This window comes from Achromobacter xylosoxidans A8, from assembly GCF_000165835.1.
In the GTDB taxonomy this organism is placed as follows: domain Bacteria; phylum Pseudomonadota; class Gammaproteobacteria; order Burkholderiales; family Burkholderiaceae_B; genus Achromobacter; species Achromobacter xylosoxidans_B.
This window is the reverse complement of sequence record NC_014640.1, coordinates 5,128,375-5,144,504: the sequence shown is the minus strand read 5'-3', so window position 1 is coordinate 5,144,504 and position 16,130 is coordinate 5,128,375. Positions and strand designations below refer to the sequence as shown.

The 16,130-nt window shown below is 66.7% G+C and carries 14 protein-coding genes; 4 read left to right on the top strand and 10 right to left on the bottom strand.

The window, feature by feature from the left end:
• Position 1 precedes the first annotated feature (1 nt).
• The 4 genes from leuS to AXYL_RS23820 form a co-directional block, all read right to left on the bottom strand.
• Positions 2 to 2,659 carry a leucine--tRNA ligase gene (gene leuS / locus AXYL_RS23835; RefSeq protein WP_013395435.1) on the bottom strand — a complete coding sequence of 886 codons (2,658 nt, stop codon included), beginning with the start codon at positions 2,657 to 2,659 and terminating at the stop codon, positions 2 to 4.
• An 85-nt stretch (positions 2,660 to 2,744) separates the two neighbouring features.
• Positions 2,745 to 3,965 carry an MFS transporter gene (locus tag AXYL_RS23830; RefSeq protein WP_013395434.1) on the bottom strand — a complete coding sequence of 407 codons (1,221 nt, stop codon included), beginning with the start codon at positions 3,963 to 3,965 and terminating at the stop codon, positions 2,745 to 2,747.
• A 44-nt stretch (positions 3,966 to 4,009) separates the two neighbouring features.
• Positions 4,010 to 4,522 (bottom strand): MarR family winged helix-turn-helix transcriptional regulator, encoded by a 513-nt coding sequence (locus AXYL_RS23825; RefSeq protein ID WP_013395433.1) that lies wholly within the window; start codon positions 4,520 to 4,522, stop codon positions 4,010 to 4,012.
• Between the two features lie 151 nt (positions 4,523 to 4,673).
• Positions 4,674 to 5,144 carry an HU family DNA-binding protein gene (locus AXYL_RS23820; RefSeq protein ID WP_013395432.1) on the bottom strand — a complete coding sequence of 157 codons (471 nt, stop codon included), beginning with the start codon at positions 5,142 to 5,144 and terminating at the stop codon, positions 4,674 to 4,676.
• A 308-nt stretch (positions 5,145 to 5,452) separates the two neighbouring features.
• Here AXYL_RS23820 and AXYL_RS23815 point away from each other — a divergent pair, with 308 nt between their 5' ends.
• From AXYL_RS23815 to AXYL_RS23800, 4 genes are all read left to right on the top strand, one after another.
• The gene (locus tag AXYL_RS23815) at positions 5,453 to 6,613 is read left to right on the top strand and encodes a D-alanyl-D-alanine carboxypeptidase family protein (protein WP_013395431.1); all 1,161 of its coding nucleotides are present in this window, start codon (positions 5,453 to 5,455) and stop codon (positions 6,611 to 6,613) included.
• A 12-nt stretch (positions 6,614 to 6,625) separates the two neighbouring features.
• A complete protein-coding gene (locus tag AXYL_RS23810; protein WP_013395430.1) occupies positions 6,626 to 7,174 on the top strand; it encodes a hemerythrin domain-containing protein in 549 nt (182 codons plus the stop codon).
• 80 nt (positions 7,175 to 7,254) lie between these two features.
• Positions 7,255 to 8,127, top strand: coding sequence for a phosphonopyruvate hydrolase (locus AXYL_RS23805; RefSeq protein ID WP_013395429.1), 873 nt, complete (start codon positions 7,255 to 7,257; stop codon positions 8,125 to 8,127).
• A gap of 127 nt (positions 8,128 to 8,254) precedes the next feature.
• The gene (locus AXYL_RS23800; protein ID WP_013395428.1) at positions 8,255 to 10,012 is read left to right on the top strand and encodes a SulP family inorganic anion transporter; all 1,758 of its coding nucleotides are present in this window, start codon (positions 8,255 to 8,257) and stop codon (positions 10,010 to 10,012) included.
• 18 nt (positions 10,013 to 10,030) lie between these two features.
• On the opposite strand, the gene AXYL_RS23795 is transcribed toward AXYL_RS23800, so the two are convergent.
• The 6 genes from AXYL_RS23795 to AXYL_RS23770 all read right to left on the bottom strand — a co-directional run bounded on the left by AXYL_RS23795 (position 10,031) and on the right by AXYL_RS23770 (position 16,018).
• Positions 10,031 to 10,795: an ABC transporter ATP-binding protein gene (locus AXYL_RS23795; protein ID WP_013395427.1), complete on the bottom strand. Its 765-nt coding sequence runs from the start codon at positions 10,793 to 10,795 to the stop codon at positions 10,031 to 10,033.
• Complete coding sequence (locus tag AXYL_RS23790) at positions 10,792 to 12,681, bottom strand: ABC transporter permease (RefSeq protein ID WP_013395426.1); 1,890 nt, start codon at positions 12,679 to 12,681, stop codon at positions 10,792 to 10,794. Before AXYL_RS23790 ends, AXYL_RS23795 begins: the two co-directional genes overlap by 4 nt.
• Entirely contained in the window at positions 12,681 to 13,904 is a 1,224-nt protein-coding gene (locus AXYL_RS23785) for an ABC transporter substrate-binding protein (RefSeq protein WP_013395425.1), read from the bottom strand. Before AXYL_RS23785 ends, AXYL_RS23790 begins: the two co-directional genes overlap by 1 nt.
• 169 nt (positions 13,905 to 14,073) lie before the next feature.
• On the bottom strand, positions 14,074 to 14,241 hold the full coding sequence (rpmG, locus tag AXYL_RS23780) for a 50S ribosomal protein L33 (RefSeq protein ID WP_003810296.1): 168 nt from the start codon (positions 14,239 to 14,241) through the stop codon (positions 14,074 to 14,076).
• A gap of 37 nt (positions 14,242 to 14,278) precedes the next feature.
• Positions 14,279 to 14,515 carry a 50S ribosomal protein L28 gene (rpmB, locus tag AXYL_RS23775; RefSeq protein ID WP_013395424.1) on the bottom strand — a complete coding sequence of 79 codons (237 nt, stop codon included), beginning with the start codon at positions 14,513 to 14,515 and terminating at the stop codon, positions 14,279 to 14,281.
• A gap of 354 nt (positions 14,516 to 14,869) precedes the next feature.
• Positions 14,870 to 16,018 carry a Bcr/CflA family multidrug efflux MFS transporter gene (locus AXYL_RS23770; protein ID WP_013395423.1) on the bottom strand — a complete coding sequence of 383 codons (1,149 nt, stop codon included), beginning with the start codon at positions 16,016 to 16,018 and terminating at the stop codon, positions 14,870 to 14,872.
• Positions 16,019 to 16,130 lie beyond the last annotated feature (112 nt).

Below are 16,130 nucleotides of genomic sequence, written 5' to 3'. Positions count from 1 at the left end.
ATCAGCCTACGACGTTGACCAGTTTGCCCGGAACCACGATGACGCGCTTGGGCGGACGGCCTTCCAGGAAGCGGGCGACCTCTTCCTGGGATGCCGCGAGCTTCTCGATGTCTTCCTTGGCGGCCTTGGCGGCCACGCGGATGGAGCCGCGCAGCTTGCCGTTGACCTGGAGCATCAGCTCGATCTCGTCGGCGACCAGCGCCGCTTCGTCCACGTGCGGCCAGGGCGCGTCGAGCAGGTCGCCCAGCTCGTGGGCGTAGCCCAGGTCGCGCCACAGGTGCCAGGTGATGTGCGGCACCACCGGGTACAGCACGCGCAGCAGCACGCCCAGCGTTTCGGCGTAGGCGGCGTCCGCGGGCGCGCCTTCCGGCAGCTTGGCATCGTCGATGGCGTTGAGCATCTTCATGCACGCGGACACGACGGTGTTGTACTGGATGCGCTGGTAGTCGTAGTCGGCTTGCTTGAGCAGGCCATAGACTTCGCGGCGCAGATCCTTGACCGGGGCTGGCGCCTGCGACCAGTCGGCGCCATGGGCCAGACCGCGCGCGATGGCTTCACGCTGGCCGTAGCTGATGGACCAGAGGCGGCGCAGGAAGCGGTTGGAGCCTTCGACGCCGGAGTCGGACCATTCGAGGGTCTGTTCCGGCGGGCTGGCGAACATGACGAACAGGCGGGCCGTGTCCGCGCCCAGCGTGTCGATCAGCGATTGCGGATCGACGCCGTTGTTCTTGGACTTGGACATGGTGCCCACGCCGCCGTAGGTGATGGCGGAGCCGTCCGACTTCAGCTTGGCGCCGACAATGGCGCCGCGGTCGTCGTAGACGTTTTCGACGTCTTCAGGCCAGAAATACTCGATGCCGCCCTGGGGCGTCTTGCGCGAGTAGATATGGTTCAGCACCATGCCCTGGCACAGCAGCTTGGTGAAGGGTTCGTCGAAGTTGAGCAAGCCCATGTCGCGCATGACCTTGGTCCAGAAGCGGGCGTACAGCAGGTGGAGCACCGCGTGTTCGATGCCGCCGATGTACTGGTCCATCGGCATCCAGTAGTCATTGCGCGCGTCGACCATGGCATTGTTGTTGCCCGGCGAGGTGTAGCGCATGAAATACCAGGACGAATCCACGAAGGTGTCCATCGTGTCCGTCTCGCGGCGCGCCGGCTTGCCGCAATTGGGGCAGGCGCAGGACAGGAAGGCCTCGTTCTTGGTCAGCGGATTGCCGCTGCCGTCCGGGATGAGGTCGTCGGGCAGGACCACCGGCAGGTCTTTTTCCGGAACCGGGACCGGACCGCAATCCGCGCAATGGATGATGGGTATCGGGGTGCCCCAATAGCGCTGGCGCGAGATGCCCCAGTCGCGCAGGCGCCAGGTGGTCTGCTTTTCGCCCAGGCCTTGTGCGCCCAGGTCGACGGCGATGGCGTCGACCGCTTCCTTGTGCGAGAGGCCGTCGTACTTGCCCGAATTGATGGTGCGGCCGGCCTGCTTGTCGCCGTACCACTCCTGCCAGGCGTTGGTGGAGTATTCCTTGCCGGCCACGTCCACGACCTGGACGATGGGCAGGTCGTACTTCCTGGCGAAGGCGAAATCGCGCTCGTCATGCGCCGGCACGCCCATGACGGCGCCGTCGCCGTAGCTCATGAGCACGTAGTTGCCGACCCAGACCTCGACCTCGGCGCCCGTGACCGGGTGCGTGACGAAGAGGCCCGTGGGCATGCCTTCCTTTTCGCGCGTGGCCATTTCGGCCTCGGTCGTGCCGCCCAGCTTGCATTGTTCGATGAACGCGGCCAACTGCGGATTGGACAAGGCGGCCTGCGTGGCCAGGGGGTGCTCCGGCGCCACGGCGCAGAAGGTCACGCCCATGATGGTGTCGGCGCGGGTAGTGAAGACATACAGCTTGCCGTCCTGGATCAGCTGGCCGTCCTGGCCGGCGATCTGGTGCGGGAAGGCGAAGCGCAGGCCCTCGGATTTGCCGATCCAGTTTTCCTGCATCAGGCGCACGCGCTCGGGCCAGCCTGGCAGGTCGTTCTGGACCGCGCCCAGCAGTTCGTCGGCGTAATCGGTGATGCGCAGGTAGTAGCCGGGGATCTCGCGCTTCTCGACCAGGGCGCCCGAGCGCCAGCCGCGGCCGTCGATGACCTGTTCATTGGCCAGCACGGTCTGGTCCACCGGATCCCAGTTGACGACCTGGGTCTTGCGGTAGGCCACGCCCTTTTCCAGCATCTTGAGGAACAGCCACTGGTTCCACTTGTAGTACTGGGGATCGCAGGCGCACATTTCGCGAGACCAGTCGATGGCCAGGCCCATCGCCTTCATCTGCTTCTTCATGTAGGCGATGTTGTCGTACGTCCACTTCGCCGGCGGCACCTTGGACTTGATGGCGGCGTTTTCCGCCGGCATGCCGAAGGCATCCCAGCCCATGGGCATCAGGACGTTGTAGCCGCGCATGCGCAGCTGGCGCGCCATCATGTCGTTGATGGTGTAGTTGCGCACGTGGCCCATGTGCAGCTTGCCGCTGGGGTAGGGCAGCATGGAGCAGGCGTAGAACTTCGGCTTTTCGGAGCCGTCGGCGTTCTTGGCTTGTTCATGGACCAGATAGACGTCGCGGGCCTGCCAGTCTTGGTGGGCGGCTGCTTCGACGGTAGTGGGAAGGTAACGTTCCTGCATGGGCTCGTGCACGGTGGCAAAAAAAGGGTGAGCCGCCTCGCCGCGCGGGCGCGGAGGCGGTCAAAACCCCTGATTATAGGAGGTGCTAGGCGCGGGCAGGGGACGGAGCCGTTTCCGGGATGCGCGCACTGGGCGCCAGGGCGCCATAAGCCAGCGTAATCACCCCGAGGACGGCGCCCGCCGTGACCACGCCGGGCCAGCCAAAATGGGCGTACAGCCAGGACGATACCAGCGAACCGGATGCGCCGCCGATGAAGTAGCTGGTCATGTAGCCCGCGGTCAGCCGGCTGCGCGCCTCGGGGCGCAGGCGGTAGAGGGAGCTGGTGTTGGTGACGTGCACGCCCTGGATCGCCAGGTCCTGTATCAGGATGCCAGCCAGCAGGGCCAGCACCGATACCTGGCCAAACGCCATCAGCCCCCACGAGCCCAGCAGCAACAGCAACCCGACGCGGGTGGCCAGGTTGCCCATGCCCCGGTCTGCCATACGGCCGAAGCGGTTGGCGGCGTAGGCGCCGGCGGCGCCCGCCAGGCCGAACAGGCCTATGGTGGTGTTGCTGTATTGGTAAGGCGGGCTGGCCAGCAGGAAGGTCAGGGGTGTCCACAACATGCTGAAGGCCGCGAACAGCAGCCCGCCCAGCAGCGAACGGGCGCGGAACAGCGGTTCCTCGATGAACATGCGCAGGATCGAGCCCAGGAGGCGCGGGTAGCTCAGCCCGGCCGGACTCTGGTGGCGCGGCAGCAGGCGCCACAGGGCGGCGGACATGCCCAGCGTCAGGATGGCGGCGACCCAGTACACCGTGCGCCAACTGCCCACGTCAGCGAGCGCGCCCGCGACGGTGCGGGCCAGCAGGATGCCCAGCAGCAGGCCGCTCATGACCGTGCCCACGGCCTTGCCCCGTTCGTGGGGCGCGGCCAGCGTTGCGGCGAAGGGCACCAGAATCTGCGCCACCACGGACAGCATGCCGGTCAGCGCGGTGCCCAGGATCAGCACGGTAATGTTGGGGGCGAAGGCGGAAATCAGCAGGCCGACCGAAGACAGCAGACTCATCAGCACGACCAGGCCGCGGCGCTCGAACATGTCGCCCAGCGGCACCAGCAGCATCAGGCCCAGGGCGTAGCTCAGCTGCGCGGTGGTGACGATAGTGCCGGCCGTGGCGGTGGACAGCGAGAATTGCTCGCTGATGGTGTGCAGCAGCGGTTGGGCGTAGTAGTTGCTGGCGACGGCGAGGCCGGTGGCCACCGACATCAGCAGGATGATGGGCGCCGTCAGCGCCGGCGTCTGGGAGGACTGGGAAGCGGAAGTCATGGATCTGAATCGGGGAGGGCGGCTGCGGAAAGGGGGGGCTAGGTTCAGGTGCCGATGCCGCCGGGCGTGTCCTGGTCTTGCTTGATCAGCAGCTTCTTGAGCAGGCCGGCAAGCTGCTTGCGCTCGCTGGCGGACAGGGGCTCGAGCAGTTCATTGAGGTCTTTCAGATAGTCCTTCAACACCAGCTTGATGACGCGCAGGCCCTCGGCCGTGAGCGACACGATGACGCCGCGCCGGTCTTCCGGGTTGGGGCTGCGCGTGAGCAGGCCGGCCTGTTCCAGGCGATCGAGCCGGTTGGTCATCGCGCCGGAGGTCAGCAGCAGAGCCTCCACCAGCTTCTGCGGATTCAGCGCATAGGGGGCGCCGCTGCGGTACAGCGTGGCCAGCACGTCGAATTCGCCCTGGTGCAGGTCGTAATTGCGGAAGCTGCGGTTAACGTTGCGCGCGGCCAGCGCGTTCAGGCGGAACACGCGGGTGACGACGGACATGGCGGCGAAGTCCTGGGCTGGGCATTCGCGGGTCCATTGCGAGATCACCAGATCGACAAGGTCATTCATGGATAGACGGCGTTTATTTTTACGTGAAGTATCTTAACATGAAGATAAATTCGAATGAGAACGCCATGCGTGCGGCAAGCGCCGCGGCAAAAAAGAAGGGCCCGCCTCTTGCGAAGCGGGCCCTTCCGGCTTGACCGGAACTACGCGCGAATTACTGCGCGGCGTCCTTCAGCTTCTTGAGCGGGCGAACCTTCACCTTGACCGAAGCCGGCTTGGCGGGGAACCAGCGCTCTTCACCGGTGAACGGATCCTTGCCGAAGCGCTTGGCCTTGGCGGGAACCTTCTGCACGGCAACCTTGAACAGGCCGGGCAGCGTGAATTCGCCAGCGCCCTTCTTGTCCACGGAGCTCAGCACCGAGGTTTCCAGGCTGGCCAGGACGGCCTTGACCGACTTGGCTTCAACGCCGGATTGCTCAACGATGTAGGCGATCAGCTGGGTCTTGTTCAGAGCAGCCTTGATGGCCTTGGGGGCAGCAGCGACCTTCTTGGCGGCGACGACCTTCTTGACGGCCGGCTTGGCAGCGGGCTTCACAGCGGTTTTTGCGGCGGTTGCCTTCTTTGCGGGCGCCTTGACGGCGGGCTTGGTGACTTTCTTGGCAGGAGCTTTTGCTTTCGTGGCCATGGTCAAAATCCGTATGTTGAGGACATGGAGCAGCGCGCGCGCCGGATATCGGCGTTTAACGCTACGCGGCCGATGATAGCGGAAGAGTGGCGGTTAATGCGGTTTTCTAGCGGGTTTTTGGCCCTTGTTTGTTGTTTTCGACACAGAAAGTGCTTTGTAGAAGGGTCCTCGCAAGATGTCGTGACATTCATCGCGCATTTTTTCAGATGTCTGCGGTACTGAACCAACCGCGCCGGACATGTTCCAATTGCGTGCCCTGCGCGAGGCCCGCGCGGGAAAAACCCAAGCATGGAAGTGAAGCAAGCCATATGTTGATGAAGAAGTTGGCGGCGAGCCTGATCGTCGCGGCAGCGTGCATGTCGGGAGCCATGGCGCAGACGGTGCCTGCTCCGGCCTTGTCGGCCAAGGCCTGGCTGCTGCTGGACGAGACCAGCGGACAGGTGATCGCGTCGCACGCGGCGACGACGCGGATCGAGCCCGCGTCCCTGACCAAGATCATGACGGCCTATGTGGTGTTCGAGGCTCTCAGCAAGAAAGAGCTGTCGGCGACGCAGCTGGTCACGGTGTCGACCCGCGCCTGGAAGGTGCCGGCGGGCAGCTCGAAGATGTTCCTGGAGCCTGGCTCGAAGGTGTCGGTGGACGACCTGCTGCGCGGCCTGATGATCCAGTCGGGCAACGACGCCGCCATCGCGCTGGCCGAGGCGGTGTCGGGCAGCGTCGAGGCCTTCGTGGCGCGGATGAACGACACCGCCGCAAGGCTGGGCCTGCACGCCACGCGTTTCGCCAGCCCGCACGGCCTGCCGGATCCGGAGACCTACTCCACCGCCAGCGATCTCTCCATCCTGGCCACGCGCTTCATCCGCGACTATCCGCAGCTCTACAAGACCTACGACTCGGCCAAGCAGTTCACCTTCAACAAGATTACGCAGCCCAACCGCAACCGCCTGCTTTGGCTGGATCCCAGCGTGGACGGCCTGAAGACCGGGCACACGGAATCGGCCGGCTACTGCATCGTCGCCACCGCGCAGCGGCCCAATGGCGCCGATCAACGCCGCCTGATCACGGTGGTGGTGGGCACGGCCTCGGACAAGCTGCGCACGCAGGAAAGCCGCGAGTTGCTGGAGTGGGGCTTTCAGGGGTTCAATACCATCAAGCTGTACGCGCGCGGCCAGGCCGTCGCCACGCCCGAGGTCTGGAAGGGCGAGCAGGACAGCCTGAAAGCCGGATTCGCGCGCGATGCGTACGTAACGGTGCCTGCGGGCGCCAAGGTCGAGCCGGTGTGGACGCCGCAGGATCCGCTGATCGCGCCGATCGCGGCCCAGTCCGCGGTGGGCGCGGTGCGCGTGCTGGTAGACGGCAAGCCCGCCATGCAGTTTCCCGTGGTGGCGCTGGAACCGGTGGCCGAGGCGGGATTCGCGGGGCGCGCGTGGGACTCCATCCGCTTGTGGTGGCGTGGCCACGCCGGATAACGGAGGTGTGTGATGGCGGTGAGCTTTCCTGGAGGTCCGGCCCCGGCGCCGGGAGCCGATGATCCGCTGGCCCTGCTGTCGGCCTGCCATGGCCGCATTTCCCGCCAGTGCGCCACGCTGGGGCGCCTGGCCGGACACCTGCCGGTGCACGGCAGCGACGCGGCGGCCCAGACCGCGGCGGCCAGCGTCCTGCGCTATTTCGATACCGCGGCCGCGCACCATCACGAGGACGAGGAAGAGGACCTGTTCCCCGCCCTGATCGAGTCCATGGCCGGATCCGACGCCGTCTGTCTGCATGCGCTGGTGGACGGCCTGGTCGCCGAACACCGGCAACTGGCGCAGCGCTGGGAGCCCTTGCGCCAGGCGCTTGCCGAGATCGCGGCGGGCCGCCAGGCCGATCTGCCCGTGCGCCAGATCCAGGATTTCATCGAGGCCTACGCCGCGCATATCCAGCGCGAAGAGAGCGAGTTGCTGCCGATGGCGGCGCGGCTGATTCCGGACGATGCCTTGGCCGCCATCGGGCAGGCCATGAAGGCGCGGCGCGGCGGCGAAGCCGGCTGAGGCTCCGGCCGCGCCGGGATTGGCGCTACGATGGCCGCAGCCGGCGCGCGGCGCGCCGGGTTTGCGCCTACGCCCCCGCCATGAACAGAAACGCCTGTTTCCGCCAGAAATTGCAGGACCCCGTCTTGATGCATGCCATGTCGGCGCATAACCCGCTGTCCGCCAGGCTGGCGGCCGAGGCCGGGTTCGACGCCATCTGGGGCAGCGGCTTCGAGCTGTCGGCCAGCCACGCGGTGCCCGATGCCAATATTCTTTCGCCATCGCAGCACCTGGAGATGATGCGGGCGATCGCCGCCGCGGTGGACGCGCCCGTCATCGCCGATATCGACACCGGATTCGGCAATGCGATCAACGTCTCCTACATGGTGCCGCAGTACGAAGCGGCCGGCGTGTCGGCGGTGGTGATGGAGGACAAGACCTTTCCCAAGGACACCAGCCTGCGCGCCTCCGGCAGGCAGGAATTGGTGCGTATCGAGGAGTTCCAGGGCAAGATCGAAGCCGCCTGCGGCGCCCGCCGCGATGCGGATTTCTGCGTCATCGCCCGGACCGAGGCCCTGATCGCCGGCGCCGGCGAGCAGGAGGCGCTGGCCCGCGCCAGCGCCTATGAAGCCGCCGGCGCGGATGCCATCCTGATCCATTCCAGGCAGAGCACGCCCGACGAGATCCTGTCGTTCGTGGCCGCATGGCAAGGCCGCGCGCCGCTGGTGTTGGTGCCTACCGCCTATCCCCAGTTGCGCGAATCCGATATCCAGGCGCTGGGCAAGGTGGGCCTGGTGATCTATGGCAACCACGCCATTCGCGCCGCGGTGGGGGCGATGCGGGACGTATTCGCCCGCATTCGCCGCGATGGCGGCATCCACCAGGTGGACGCCAGCCTGCCGACGGTCAAGGAAATCATCGCGTTGCAGGGCGATGCCCGCATGCGGGAACTCGAAAGCCGCTACCTGAGGTAGCCGGGACGCGTTGCGCGCGGGGGGCGCTAGCGTTTACGCTAGACGACCCGCCGCAGGCTCTGTGCGCCGCAGGCGGGCCGATCAGAAAGCAGATGCCAAGGGACAGGAAAGAATGATGCAGGGGGGGATGAGCGTCGCGCGCCGGTTGTTCGGCTCGTGGGTGGACGAGGTCAATGCGCGGACCTTGCGCGCGGATGCGACGGCGGGGCTGCTGGGCGCGTTGCTGGTGCTGCCGCAGGGCGTGGCGTTCGCCATGCTGGCGGGCCTGCCGCCCGAGTACGGCCTGTATTCCGCCATCGTGCCCTGTATCGTCGCGGCGCTTTTCGGGTCCAGCCGCCACGTCATGTCAGGTCCGACCAACGCCAACTCGCTGGCGCTCTATGCGGTGCTGACGCCGCTGGCGGTCGCCGGCAGCCAGGGCTACATCCAGTTGGCGCTGGCCGTGACCGTGCTGGTCGGCTTGATGCAATGGCTGGTGGGCACGCTCAGGCTGGGATCGCTGGCGCATTTCATTTCGCCTTCGGCGCTGTTCGGCTTCACCAGCGGCGCGGCCCTGCTGATTGCCGTGCATGCGCTGAAGGACGCGCTGGGCATGCCCGCGCCGGACGTGCACGGCGCGGGAGCCTTGCTGGCAAGCCTGGCCACGAACATCGCGCAGGTGCACTGGGGCGCCTTGCTGGTGACGCTCACGACGCTGGCGGTGGCATTGCTGCTGCGGCGCTTGGACAAGCGCAAGCCCTATATGCTGGCGGGACTGGCGGCAGGGGCGTTGGCGGCCGCCGGGTTCAATGCGATGACCGCAGGCGCGCCGGTGTCCGTGCTGGGCGCGCTGGCGCAACCCTGGCCGCCTTTCCATATTCCCAGCGTGGACTGGCGCGCGCTGCCCGAATTGCTGAGCGTGGCCTTCGCGCTGACCATCGTGGCGCTGGCGCAGTCCATTTCCATTGCCAAGGCCGTGGCCACGCGTTCAGGCCAGCGCATCGACGCCAACCGCGAATTCGTGGGGCAGGGGCTGTCCAATATCGTGGGCGGCTTTTTCTCCTGCTATCTGTCCTGCGGGTCGCTCAACCGTTCCATTCCCAATTACGAGGCCGGCGCCAAGACGCCGCTGGCGTCCGTGTTTTCGGCTTTGCTGCTGGTGGCACTGGTGGCCCTGTCGGCGCCGCTGCTGGCCATGATTCCGCATGCCGCGATCTCCGGGCTGCTGCTGCTGGTGGCCTGGACCTTGTTCGACATTCCGCGCTGGCGCCAGCTTATCCGCACCCAGCGCGGCGAAGCCATCATCGCCGCCGCCACCCTGGCCGCCACCATCACCATACGCATGGAAGTGGCGATCCTGCTGGGCACGGTGCTGTCGCTGATGGTCTATCTGCACCGCACCTCGCGGCCCGCGATGCGCACCATGGGTTTCGATTCGCGCGGACTGGAGCGGCGCTTCGTGGTGCTGGAGCATCAGCCGGACGCCTTGCCTGAATGCCCGCAACTGAAGCTGCTGCGCATGGAAGGTTCGGTCTATTTCGGCGCCGCCACGCACGTGGCGCAGCGGCTGCATGAACTGCGCGCGGCGCCCGGCGCGCCGCGCCATCTGCTGGTCATGGCCAAGAGCATGAACTTCATCGACATGGCCGGCGCGCAGGTCTGGGAAGACGAATTGGCCGCCCGGCGGGCCATGGGCGGCGACCTGTATTTCCACCGTCCCCGGCCAGAAGTGCTGGACATGTGGCGCCGCACGGGCTTCCTGCAGCGCCTGGGCGAAGATCACATCTTTCCCGACAAGGCCACCGCGCTGCACACGATCTACGCCAAGCTGGACCGCGGCATCTGCGACGGCTGTCAGGCCAAGATCTTCTGGGAATGCCAGCCCAATGGGCTGAGGGACGACTGAGGCCGGGTGCGCCGGGGGTCAGGCCGGCTGCGGCGTTTCCGTGCCCAGATAGGCGGCGCGGACCCGTTCGTCGGCCGCAATCTGCGCGGGTTCGCCTTCGGCCAGCAGGCTGCCGCGCACCAGCACCGCGATGCGGTCGGCATGCTTGAACACCACGTCCAGGCTGTGCTCGGTGAAGAGGACCGCGATGCGCTGCGTGTCGGCCAGCGCGCGCGTCAGCCGCATCAGCGCATGGCGTTCATTGGTGGCCATGCCCGCGGTGGGCTCGTCCATCAGCAATAGCCGCGGCTGGTGCGCCAACGCCATGGCCAGTTCGACCCGCTTGACGTCGCCATAGGCCAGCGTGCCGCAATGCTCCTCCGACTTGTCGGCCATCTGCACCTGCGACAGCAGCGACATGGCTTCCTCGGCCGCGTGCCGGGTGGCCCGGCGCCACGGATTCAGCAGCAGCCGGTCGCGCGACAGCAGCGCCGTCTGCACGTTTTCGCGCACTGTCATGGAACGGAAGGTGGCAGCGGTCTGGAAGGTACGGCCCACGCCCAGCCGGCAGATCTTGCCGGCCGATAGGCCCACCAGCTCGCGGCCGTCCAGCAGGACGGAGCCGGAGTCGGGCCGCAATTGGCCGCCCAGCGCATTGAAGCAGGTGGATTTACCCGCGCCGTTGGGGCCGATCAGTGCCAGCATCCGGCCCGCTTCCAGCGTGAACGACACGCCGGCCAGCGCGTCGATGCCGCCGAACGATTTGCGCAGCTCGCGGACTTGCAGCAGCGGGGCGGCGGTCATGCGCGCCTCCTGTTCCAGCTTGCGGCGATGCGCGCGGCGGCGCCGGCCAAGCCCTCGGGAAAGGCCATGACCAGGGCCAGGATGGCCAGCCCCAGCACCGCGTGCCAGTACTCGGTGCTGCGCGCAGCCACATCCTGCAGCCAGGTGTAGGATGCCGCGCCCACCAGCGGGCCGGCCAGCGTCTGCAAACCGCCCAGCAGCACCATGACCAGCCCGTCTACGGACCGGCTCACGGCCAGCGTGTCGGGCGCGATGCTGCCCTTGGAGAATGCGTAGAGCGACCCGGCCAGGCCCGCGGCAAAGGAGGCGGCCACGAAGCCCGCCCACTGCACGCGCCGAGTGTCCATGCCCAGCGCTGCGGCGCGCAAGGACGAGTCGCGCACGCCGCGCAGGGCGTAGCCCAGCGGCGAGAACGCCAGGCGGCGCAGCCAGGCGATGCCGGCCACGCACAGCGCCAGCGTGAGGTAATAGAACCAGGGGCCCTGGGTGAGCCAGGCTGACGGCCACAGTCCGATCAGGCCGTTGCTGCCGCCGGTCACGTCGTCCCACTGATAGGCCAGCGCCCAGAGGATCTGCGCCACCGCCAGGGTCAGCATGGCCAGGTACACGCCCGACAGGCGCACGCAGAACCAGCCGAACAGCAGCGCGCCCAGCGCCGCGGCAAAGGGGCCCAGTAACAGCGCCGCTTCCATCGGCACGGCCGCCAGTTTCAAGAGCAGCGCGGCGCCGTAGGCGCCCAGGCCGAACCAGGCGGCATGGCCGAACGAGGTCATGCCGGCCAGTCCGGTCAGGAAATGCAGGCTGGCGGCAAATAGCGCGGCGATCAGGATTTCAGTCAGCAGGATGCCCAGATAGGGACTGTGCGCGGCTGCCACGGGCGCCAGCGCCAGTAGCGCCAGCAGCAGGCCGTAGGCCAGCCGCAGGCGGCGGCCCGCGGGGGCGATGGGACGCTCGGGCGCGGCGGCGTGGGAGGCGGGCTCTGGCGGCTTGCCCAGCAGGCCCCAGGGCCGCACCACCAGCACCACGGCCATCACGGCGAACTCGGCCAGCAGCGTGAGCTTGGACAGGTTGAAGAGCCAGGGGCCGATCTGCACCTGTCCCAGGAACACGAACAAAGCCTTGACGGAGCAGATCAGCAAGGCGGCCAGGAAGGCGCCGGGAATCGAGCCCAGGCCGCCCACCACCACCACCACGAAGGCGCTGGCGATGATTTCCAGGTCCAGCCCGAGCGTGGCGGGCACGCGCGGCGCCGCCAGTGCGCCGCCCAGGCCGGCCAGGAAGGCGCCCAGGGTGAATGCGGAGGTGAACAGCCAGGCCTGGTTCACGCCCAGCGCGGCCAGCATCTTGCGGTTTTCAGCCGCTGCGCGCAGCAGGCGGCCCCAGCGGGTGCGCATCAGCAGCAGCCACAGCAGGCCCAGTACCACGGGGCCGGCGGCGATCAGCAGCAGGTCGTATTCGGGATAGCGGCGGCCCAGGATCTGCACGGCGCCGGACAGGCCGGGGGCGCGCGCCGCGAACAGGTCTTCCGGCCCCCAGATGGCCAGCGCCGCGTCGCCGATGATGAGCACCAGCGCAAAGGTGGCCAGCAGCTGGAACAGTTCGGGCGCCTGGTACAGGCGCCTGAGCACCAGCCATTCGGCGGCCGCGCCGATGAGGCCGGTGGCCAGCGCCGCCAGCAGCAGCCCGGCCCAATAGCCCGCGCCGTCGCCGAAATAGCCGGTGAAGGTCCAGGCCAGGTAGATGCCCAGCATGTAGAACGAACCGTGCGCGAAGTTGACCACGCGCGTGACGCCGAAGATCAGCGACAGGCCGGCGGCCACCAGGAACAGCGCGCTGGCGTCCGCCAGCCCATTGAGCAGCTGCAGCAGCAGCCCGGACAGGCTCATCAGTGCGCCGGACGCATCTTGCGCACTTGCTCGTCAGGCGGCTGCAGGCGGGCGCCGTCGATGTAGGCGAAATCCTTCATCACGCCCTTGCCGTCTTCCACCGCGGTCACGCCCACGTACACGCCCATGGTCGACTGGTGGTCGATCTTGCGGTACTGGATCGGGCCGTAGGGCGTGTCCACCTTCAGGCCGGCAAAGGCGTCCACCAGTTTTTCGGTGTCCACTTCGCCAGCGGCCTTCAGGCCCTGGGCGATGGACATGAGGGACGCGTAGCCCACGACCGAGCCGACCTTCGGCGTTTCGTTGTAGCGCTTCTTGTAGGCCTCGACGAAGGCGTTGTTGGCCGGCGTGTCGATGGCGTACCAGGGGTAGCCGGTGACGATCCAGCCGGTAGGCGTATCGGCGCCCAGCGGCTCCAGGTATTCGGGTTCGCCGGACAGCACCGACACCACGGCGCGGTTTTCGAACAGGCCGCGGGTATTGCCTTCGCGCACGAAGCGGGTCAGGTCGGCGGCGAACAGCACGTTGAAGATCGCGTCGGGCTTGGCGTCGGCCAGCGCCTGCACCACGGCGCCCGCATCGACCTTGCCCAGCGGCACGGCCTGCTCGGCGACGAATTCCACGTCGGACTGGAACGAGGTCATCATGGCCTTGAAGGTGGCCACGGCGGACTGGCCGTATTCATAGTTGGGGTAGACGATGGCCCAACGCTTCTTGCGCAAGGCCAGCGCCTTGGGGGCCAGCGCCGCCACGTGCATCCAGGTGGAAGGACGCAGGCGGTAGGTATAGCGGTTGCCGTCCTGCCAGGTGATCTTGTCGGTGAGCGGCTCCGCCGCCAGGAAGAACACCTGCTGCTGCTTGGCGAAGTCCGTCAGCGCCAGGCCGGTATTGGACAGGAAGCCGCCGAACAACAGCTCGACCTTTTCGCGCGCCAGCAGCTCCTGGGCTGCGCGCACCGAATCGCCGGGGTTGCCGTTGTCGTCGCGCGAAATCACCTCCAGCTTCCTGCCCAGCACGCCGCCGCCGGCGTTGACCTCTTCCAGCGCCAATTGCCAGCCCTTCTTGTACGGGCCGAGGAAGGCGGGGATCGCCTTGTAGCTGTTGATCTCGCCGATGCGGATGGGCGGCTCCTTGTCCTTGGCCGAGGCGGCGGGAGTCAGCGCCAGGGCCAGGAGTGCCGGCGCCACGGCGCGGCGCAACAGGGTAAGGCAGGGACGGAACATGTCAGGTATCGCGTGGAGGGGGAATCTGGCGCCAGCAGGCGCGGCGGATGACAGCGGCCCAATTGGAACATGGGCCTTCGTCCCGGGGCAATAGACGGGCGCCTCGCCCGGAAATGAAAAAGGCCCTGCGATTGCAGGGCCTCTTCGTCTTGCGGGAAAACCGGCTGAATTACTTCAGCTTGGTTTCCTTGTAGTCAACGTGCTTGCGAGCGACCGGATCAAATTTCTTGATCAGCATCTTCTCGGGCATGTTGCGCTTGTTCTTGGTGGTCGTGTAGAAATGACCCGTGCCGGCAGTCGACTCGAGCTTGATCTTTTCGCGGATACCTTTGGCCATGTCGTGCTCCTAGTATGTAGATTGGCGGGGAGGCCGATTAGGCCATTTCGCCGCGGGCACGCATTTCGGCCAGCACGGCGTCGATGCCGTTCTTGTCGATCGTGCGGATGGCCTTGGCCGAAACACGCAGGCGGACCCAGCGGTTTTCGCTTTCAACCCAGAACCGGCGCGATTGCAGGTTGGGCAGGAAGCGACGCTTGGTTTTGTTGTTTGCGTGCGAAACATTGTTGCCCACCATCGGGCCTTTGCCGGTCACTTGGCATACGCGTGCCATGGATGCACCTCTTTAGGTCATTCTTTTGTCGCGCATCGCTTGGGGGGTAGACAGGGTTTCAGCCGCCGGGCTGTACAGGCGCTTGCGCTGCCTTTGCCGGCCACCCAGTCTTAGTGGATGAGGGGGGATCGGAATGGCCATCAAAGCCCAGTCTGGTCCGCCCCAGTGCTTATACCCGCTGCCTGCCACCCGCAAAATTCTTGGAAGAATCTCTGGGAATTCCTGGGGAATCGCCAGACGTTGCGCGGTTGGGGTCAGAGTGCTGAACTACAAAGCATAGTAGTCCGGCACGGGAAACTTCATGTGAAGACTTAGATTCTAATACGAAAAGCGTAATTAAATCAAGCGGCCAGGCTAGCTGGCGTGCGATTGCGCCACGCGGCCCGAGATCCAGGACAGGCAGGCGCACGCCGCCAGCGTGGTCGTCAGGGGCAGGGCGCTGTCGGTTTGCCAGGCGCTGACGGCGAAACCGGCCAGCGCGCCGCAGGACAGTTGAAGCGTCCCCAGAAGCGCGGACGCCGCGCCCAGGCGCTTGCCCTGGTCCGATAGCGCCAGCGCCGCCGAGTTGGGGTTCACGAAGCCCTGGCTGCCCATGTAGCAGATCAGGCACAGCATCAGCAGCGGCAGCGTCATCCAGCCGGCCAGCGTCAGCGCGACCGCGGCCAGGCTGGCGCAGGCCAGCGAAGTCAGGGCGCGGCGCTGCAATTGGCGCGGCGTGTAGGTGCGCAGCAGGCGGGCGCTGATCTGCGAACAGATGATGAGCGACAGCGCGTTGGTGCCGAACAGCAGGCCGTAGTACTGGGGAGCCACGCCGTAGAGTTCGATGAAGACGCGCGGCGAGCCGATGATGTAGGCGAACATGCCAGCCTGGCCGAAGCCGCCGGCCAGGCTGTGCGCCATGAAGCCGCGATGGGCGAACAGGTCGCGGTAGTTGCGCAGTATGGTTTCCCAACGCAGCGGCACCACGCGTTCGGGCGCCAGCGATTCCTTCATGATGAGTATGACGGCGGCCATCAGCATCGCGCCGCCGGCCAGCATCACCCAGAACAGGCTGCGCCACGAGGTGATGGTCAGCAATTGGCCGCCTGCCAGCGGCGCGAGAATGGGGGCGAGGCCCATGATGAGCATCAGCAGCGACATGGCGCGCGCGGCTTCGTGGGTTTCGTAGTGGTCGCGGATGACGGCGCGCGGGATCACGATGCCCGCGGCGCCGCCCATGGCCTGCACTACGCGCCAGCCGGTCAGCGCTTCGACCGACCCGGACAATGCGCAGCCCAGGGAGGCGATCATGAACAGCGTCAGGCCCACCAGCAGCGGCGGCTTGCGGCCGTAGCGGTCGGCCATCGGGCCGTAGAACACCTGCGCCATCGCCAGCCCGATCAGGTAGGCGGCCAGCGTGCGTTCGACATCGCCGCGGGACACGCCCAGGTTTGCCGCGATCGTGGGGAATGCGGGCAGGTACATGTCGATGGCGAACGGACCGATTGCGGTCAGCGCGCCCATGAGTATCAGCCAGCCGGGCAGGCCGCTGCGAAAAGACTGTGATGGGGGCATGTGGATTGCGGGGTAGCGCAGTGACAGGGCCCGGATGCGGTTTGTTGCACGTTTTGGGCCA

Coding starts and splice junctions, on each gene's coding strand:
- AXYL_RS23810 (WP_013395430.1), top strand. CDS start 6,626: ATGGCGGTGAGCTTTCCTGGAGGTCCGGCCCCGGCGCCGGGAGCCGAT.
- leuS (WP_013395435.1), bottom strand. CDS start 2,659: ATGCAGGAACGTTACCTTCCCACTACCGTCGAAGCAGCCGCCCACCAA.
- AXYL_RS23795 (WP_013395427.1), bottom strand. CDS start 10,795: ATGACCGCCGCCCCGCTGCTGCAAGTCCGCGAGCTGCGCAAATCGTTC.
- rpmG (WP_003810296.1), bottom strand. CDS start 14,241: ATGGCCAAAGGTATCCGCGAAAAGATCAAGCTCGAGTCGACTGCCGGC.
- AXYL_RS23800 (WP_013395428.1), top strand. CDS start 8,255: ATGAGCGTCGCGCGCCGGTTGTTCGGCTCGTGGGTGGACGAGGTCAAT.
- AXYL_RS23825 (WP_013395433.1), bottom strand. CDS start 4,522: ATGAATGACCTTGTCGATCTGGTGATCTCGCAATGGACCCGCGAATGC.
- AXYL_RS23770 (WP_013395423.1), bottom strand. CDS start 16,018: ATGGGCGCGCTGACCGCAATCGGTCCGTTCGCCATCGACATGTACCTG.
- AXYL_RS23785 (WP_013395425.1), bottom strand. CDS start 13,904: ATGTTCCGTCCCTGCCTTACCCTGTTGCGCCGCGCCGTGGCGCCGGCA.
- AXYL_RS23830 (WP_013395434.1), bottom strand. CDS start 3,965: ATGACTTCCGCTTCCCAGTCCTCCCAGACGCCGGCGCTGACGGCGCCC.
- AXYL_RS23820 (WP_013395432.1), bottom strand. CDS start 5,144: ATGGCCACGAAAGCAAAAGCTCCTGCCAAGAAAGTCACCAAGCCCGCC.
- AXYL_RS23790 (WP_013395426.1), bottom strand. CDS start 12,681: ATGAGCCTGTCCGGGCTGCTGCTGCAGCTGCTCAATGGGCTGGCGGAC.
- AXYL_RS23815 (WP_013395431.1), top strand. CDS start 5,453: ATGTTGATGAAGAAGTTGGCGGCGAGCCTGATCGTCGCGGCAGCGTGC.
- AXYL_RS23805 (WP_013395429.1), top strand. CDS start 7,255: ATGAACAGAAACGCCTGTTTCCGCCAGAAATTGCAGGACCCCGTCTTG.
- rpmB (WP_013395424.1), bottom strand. CDS start 14,515: ATGGCACGCGTATGCCAAGTGACCGGCAAAGGCCCGATGGTGGGCAAC.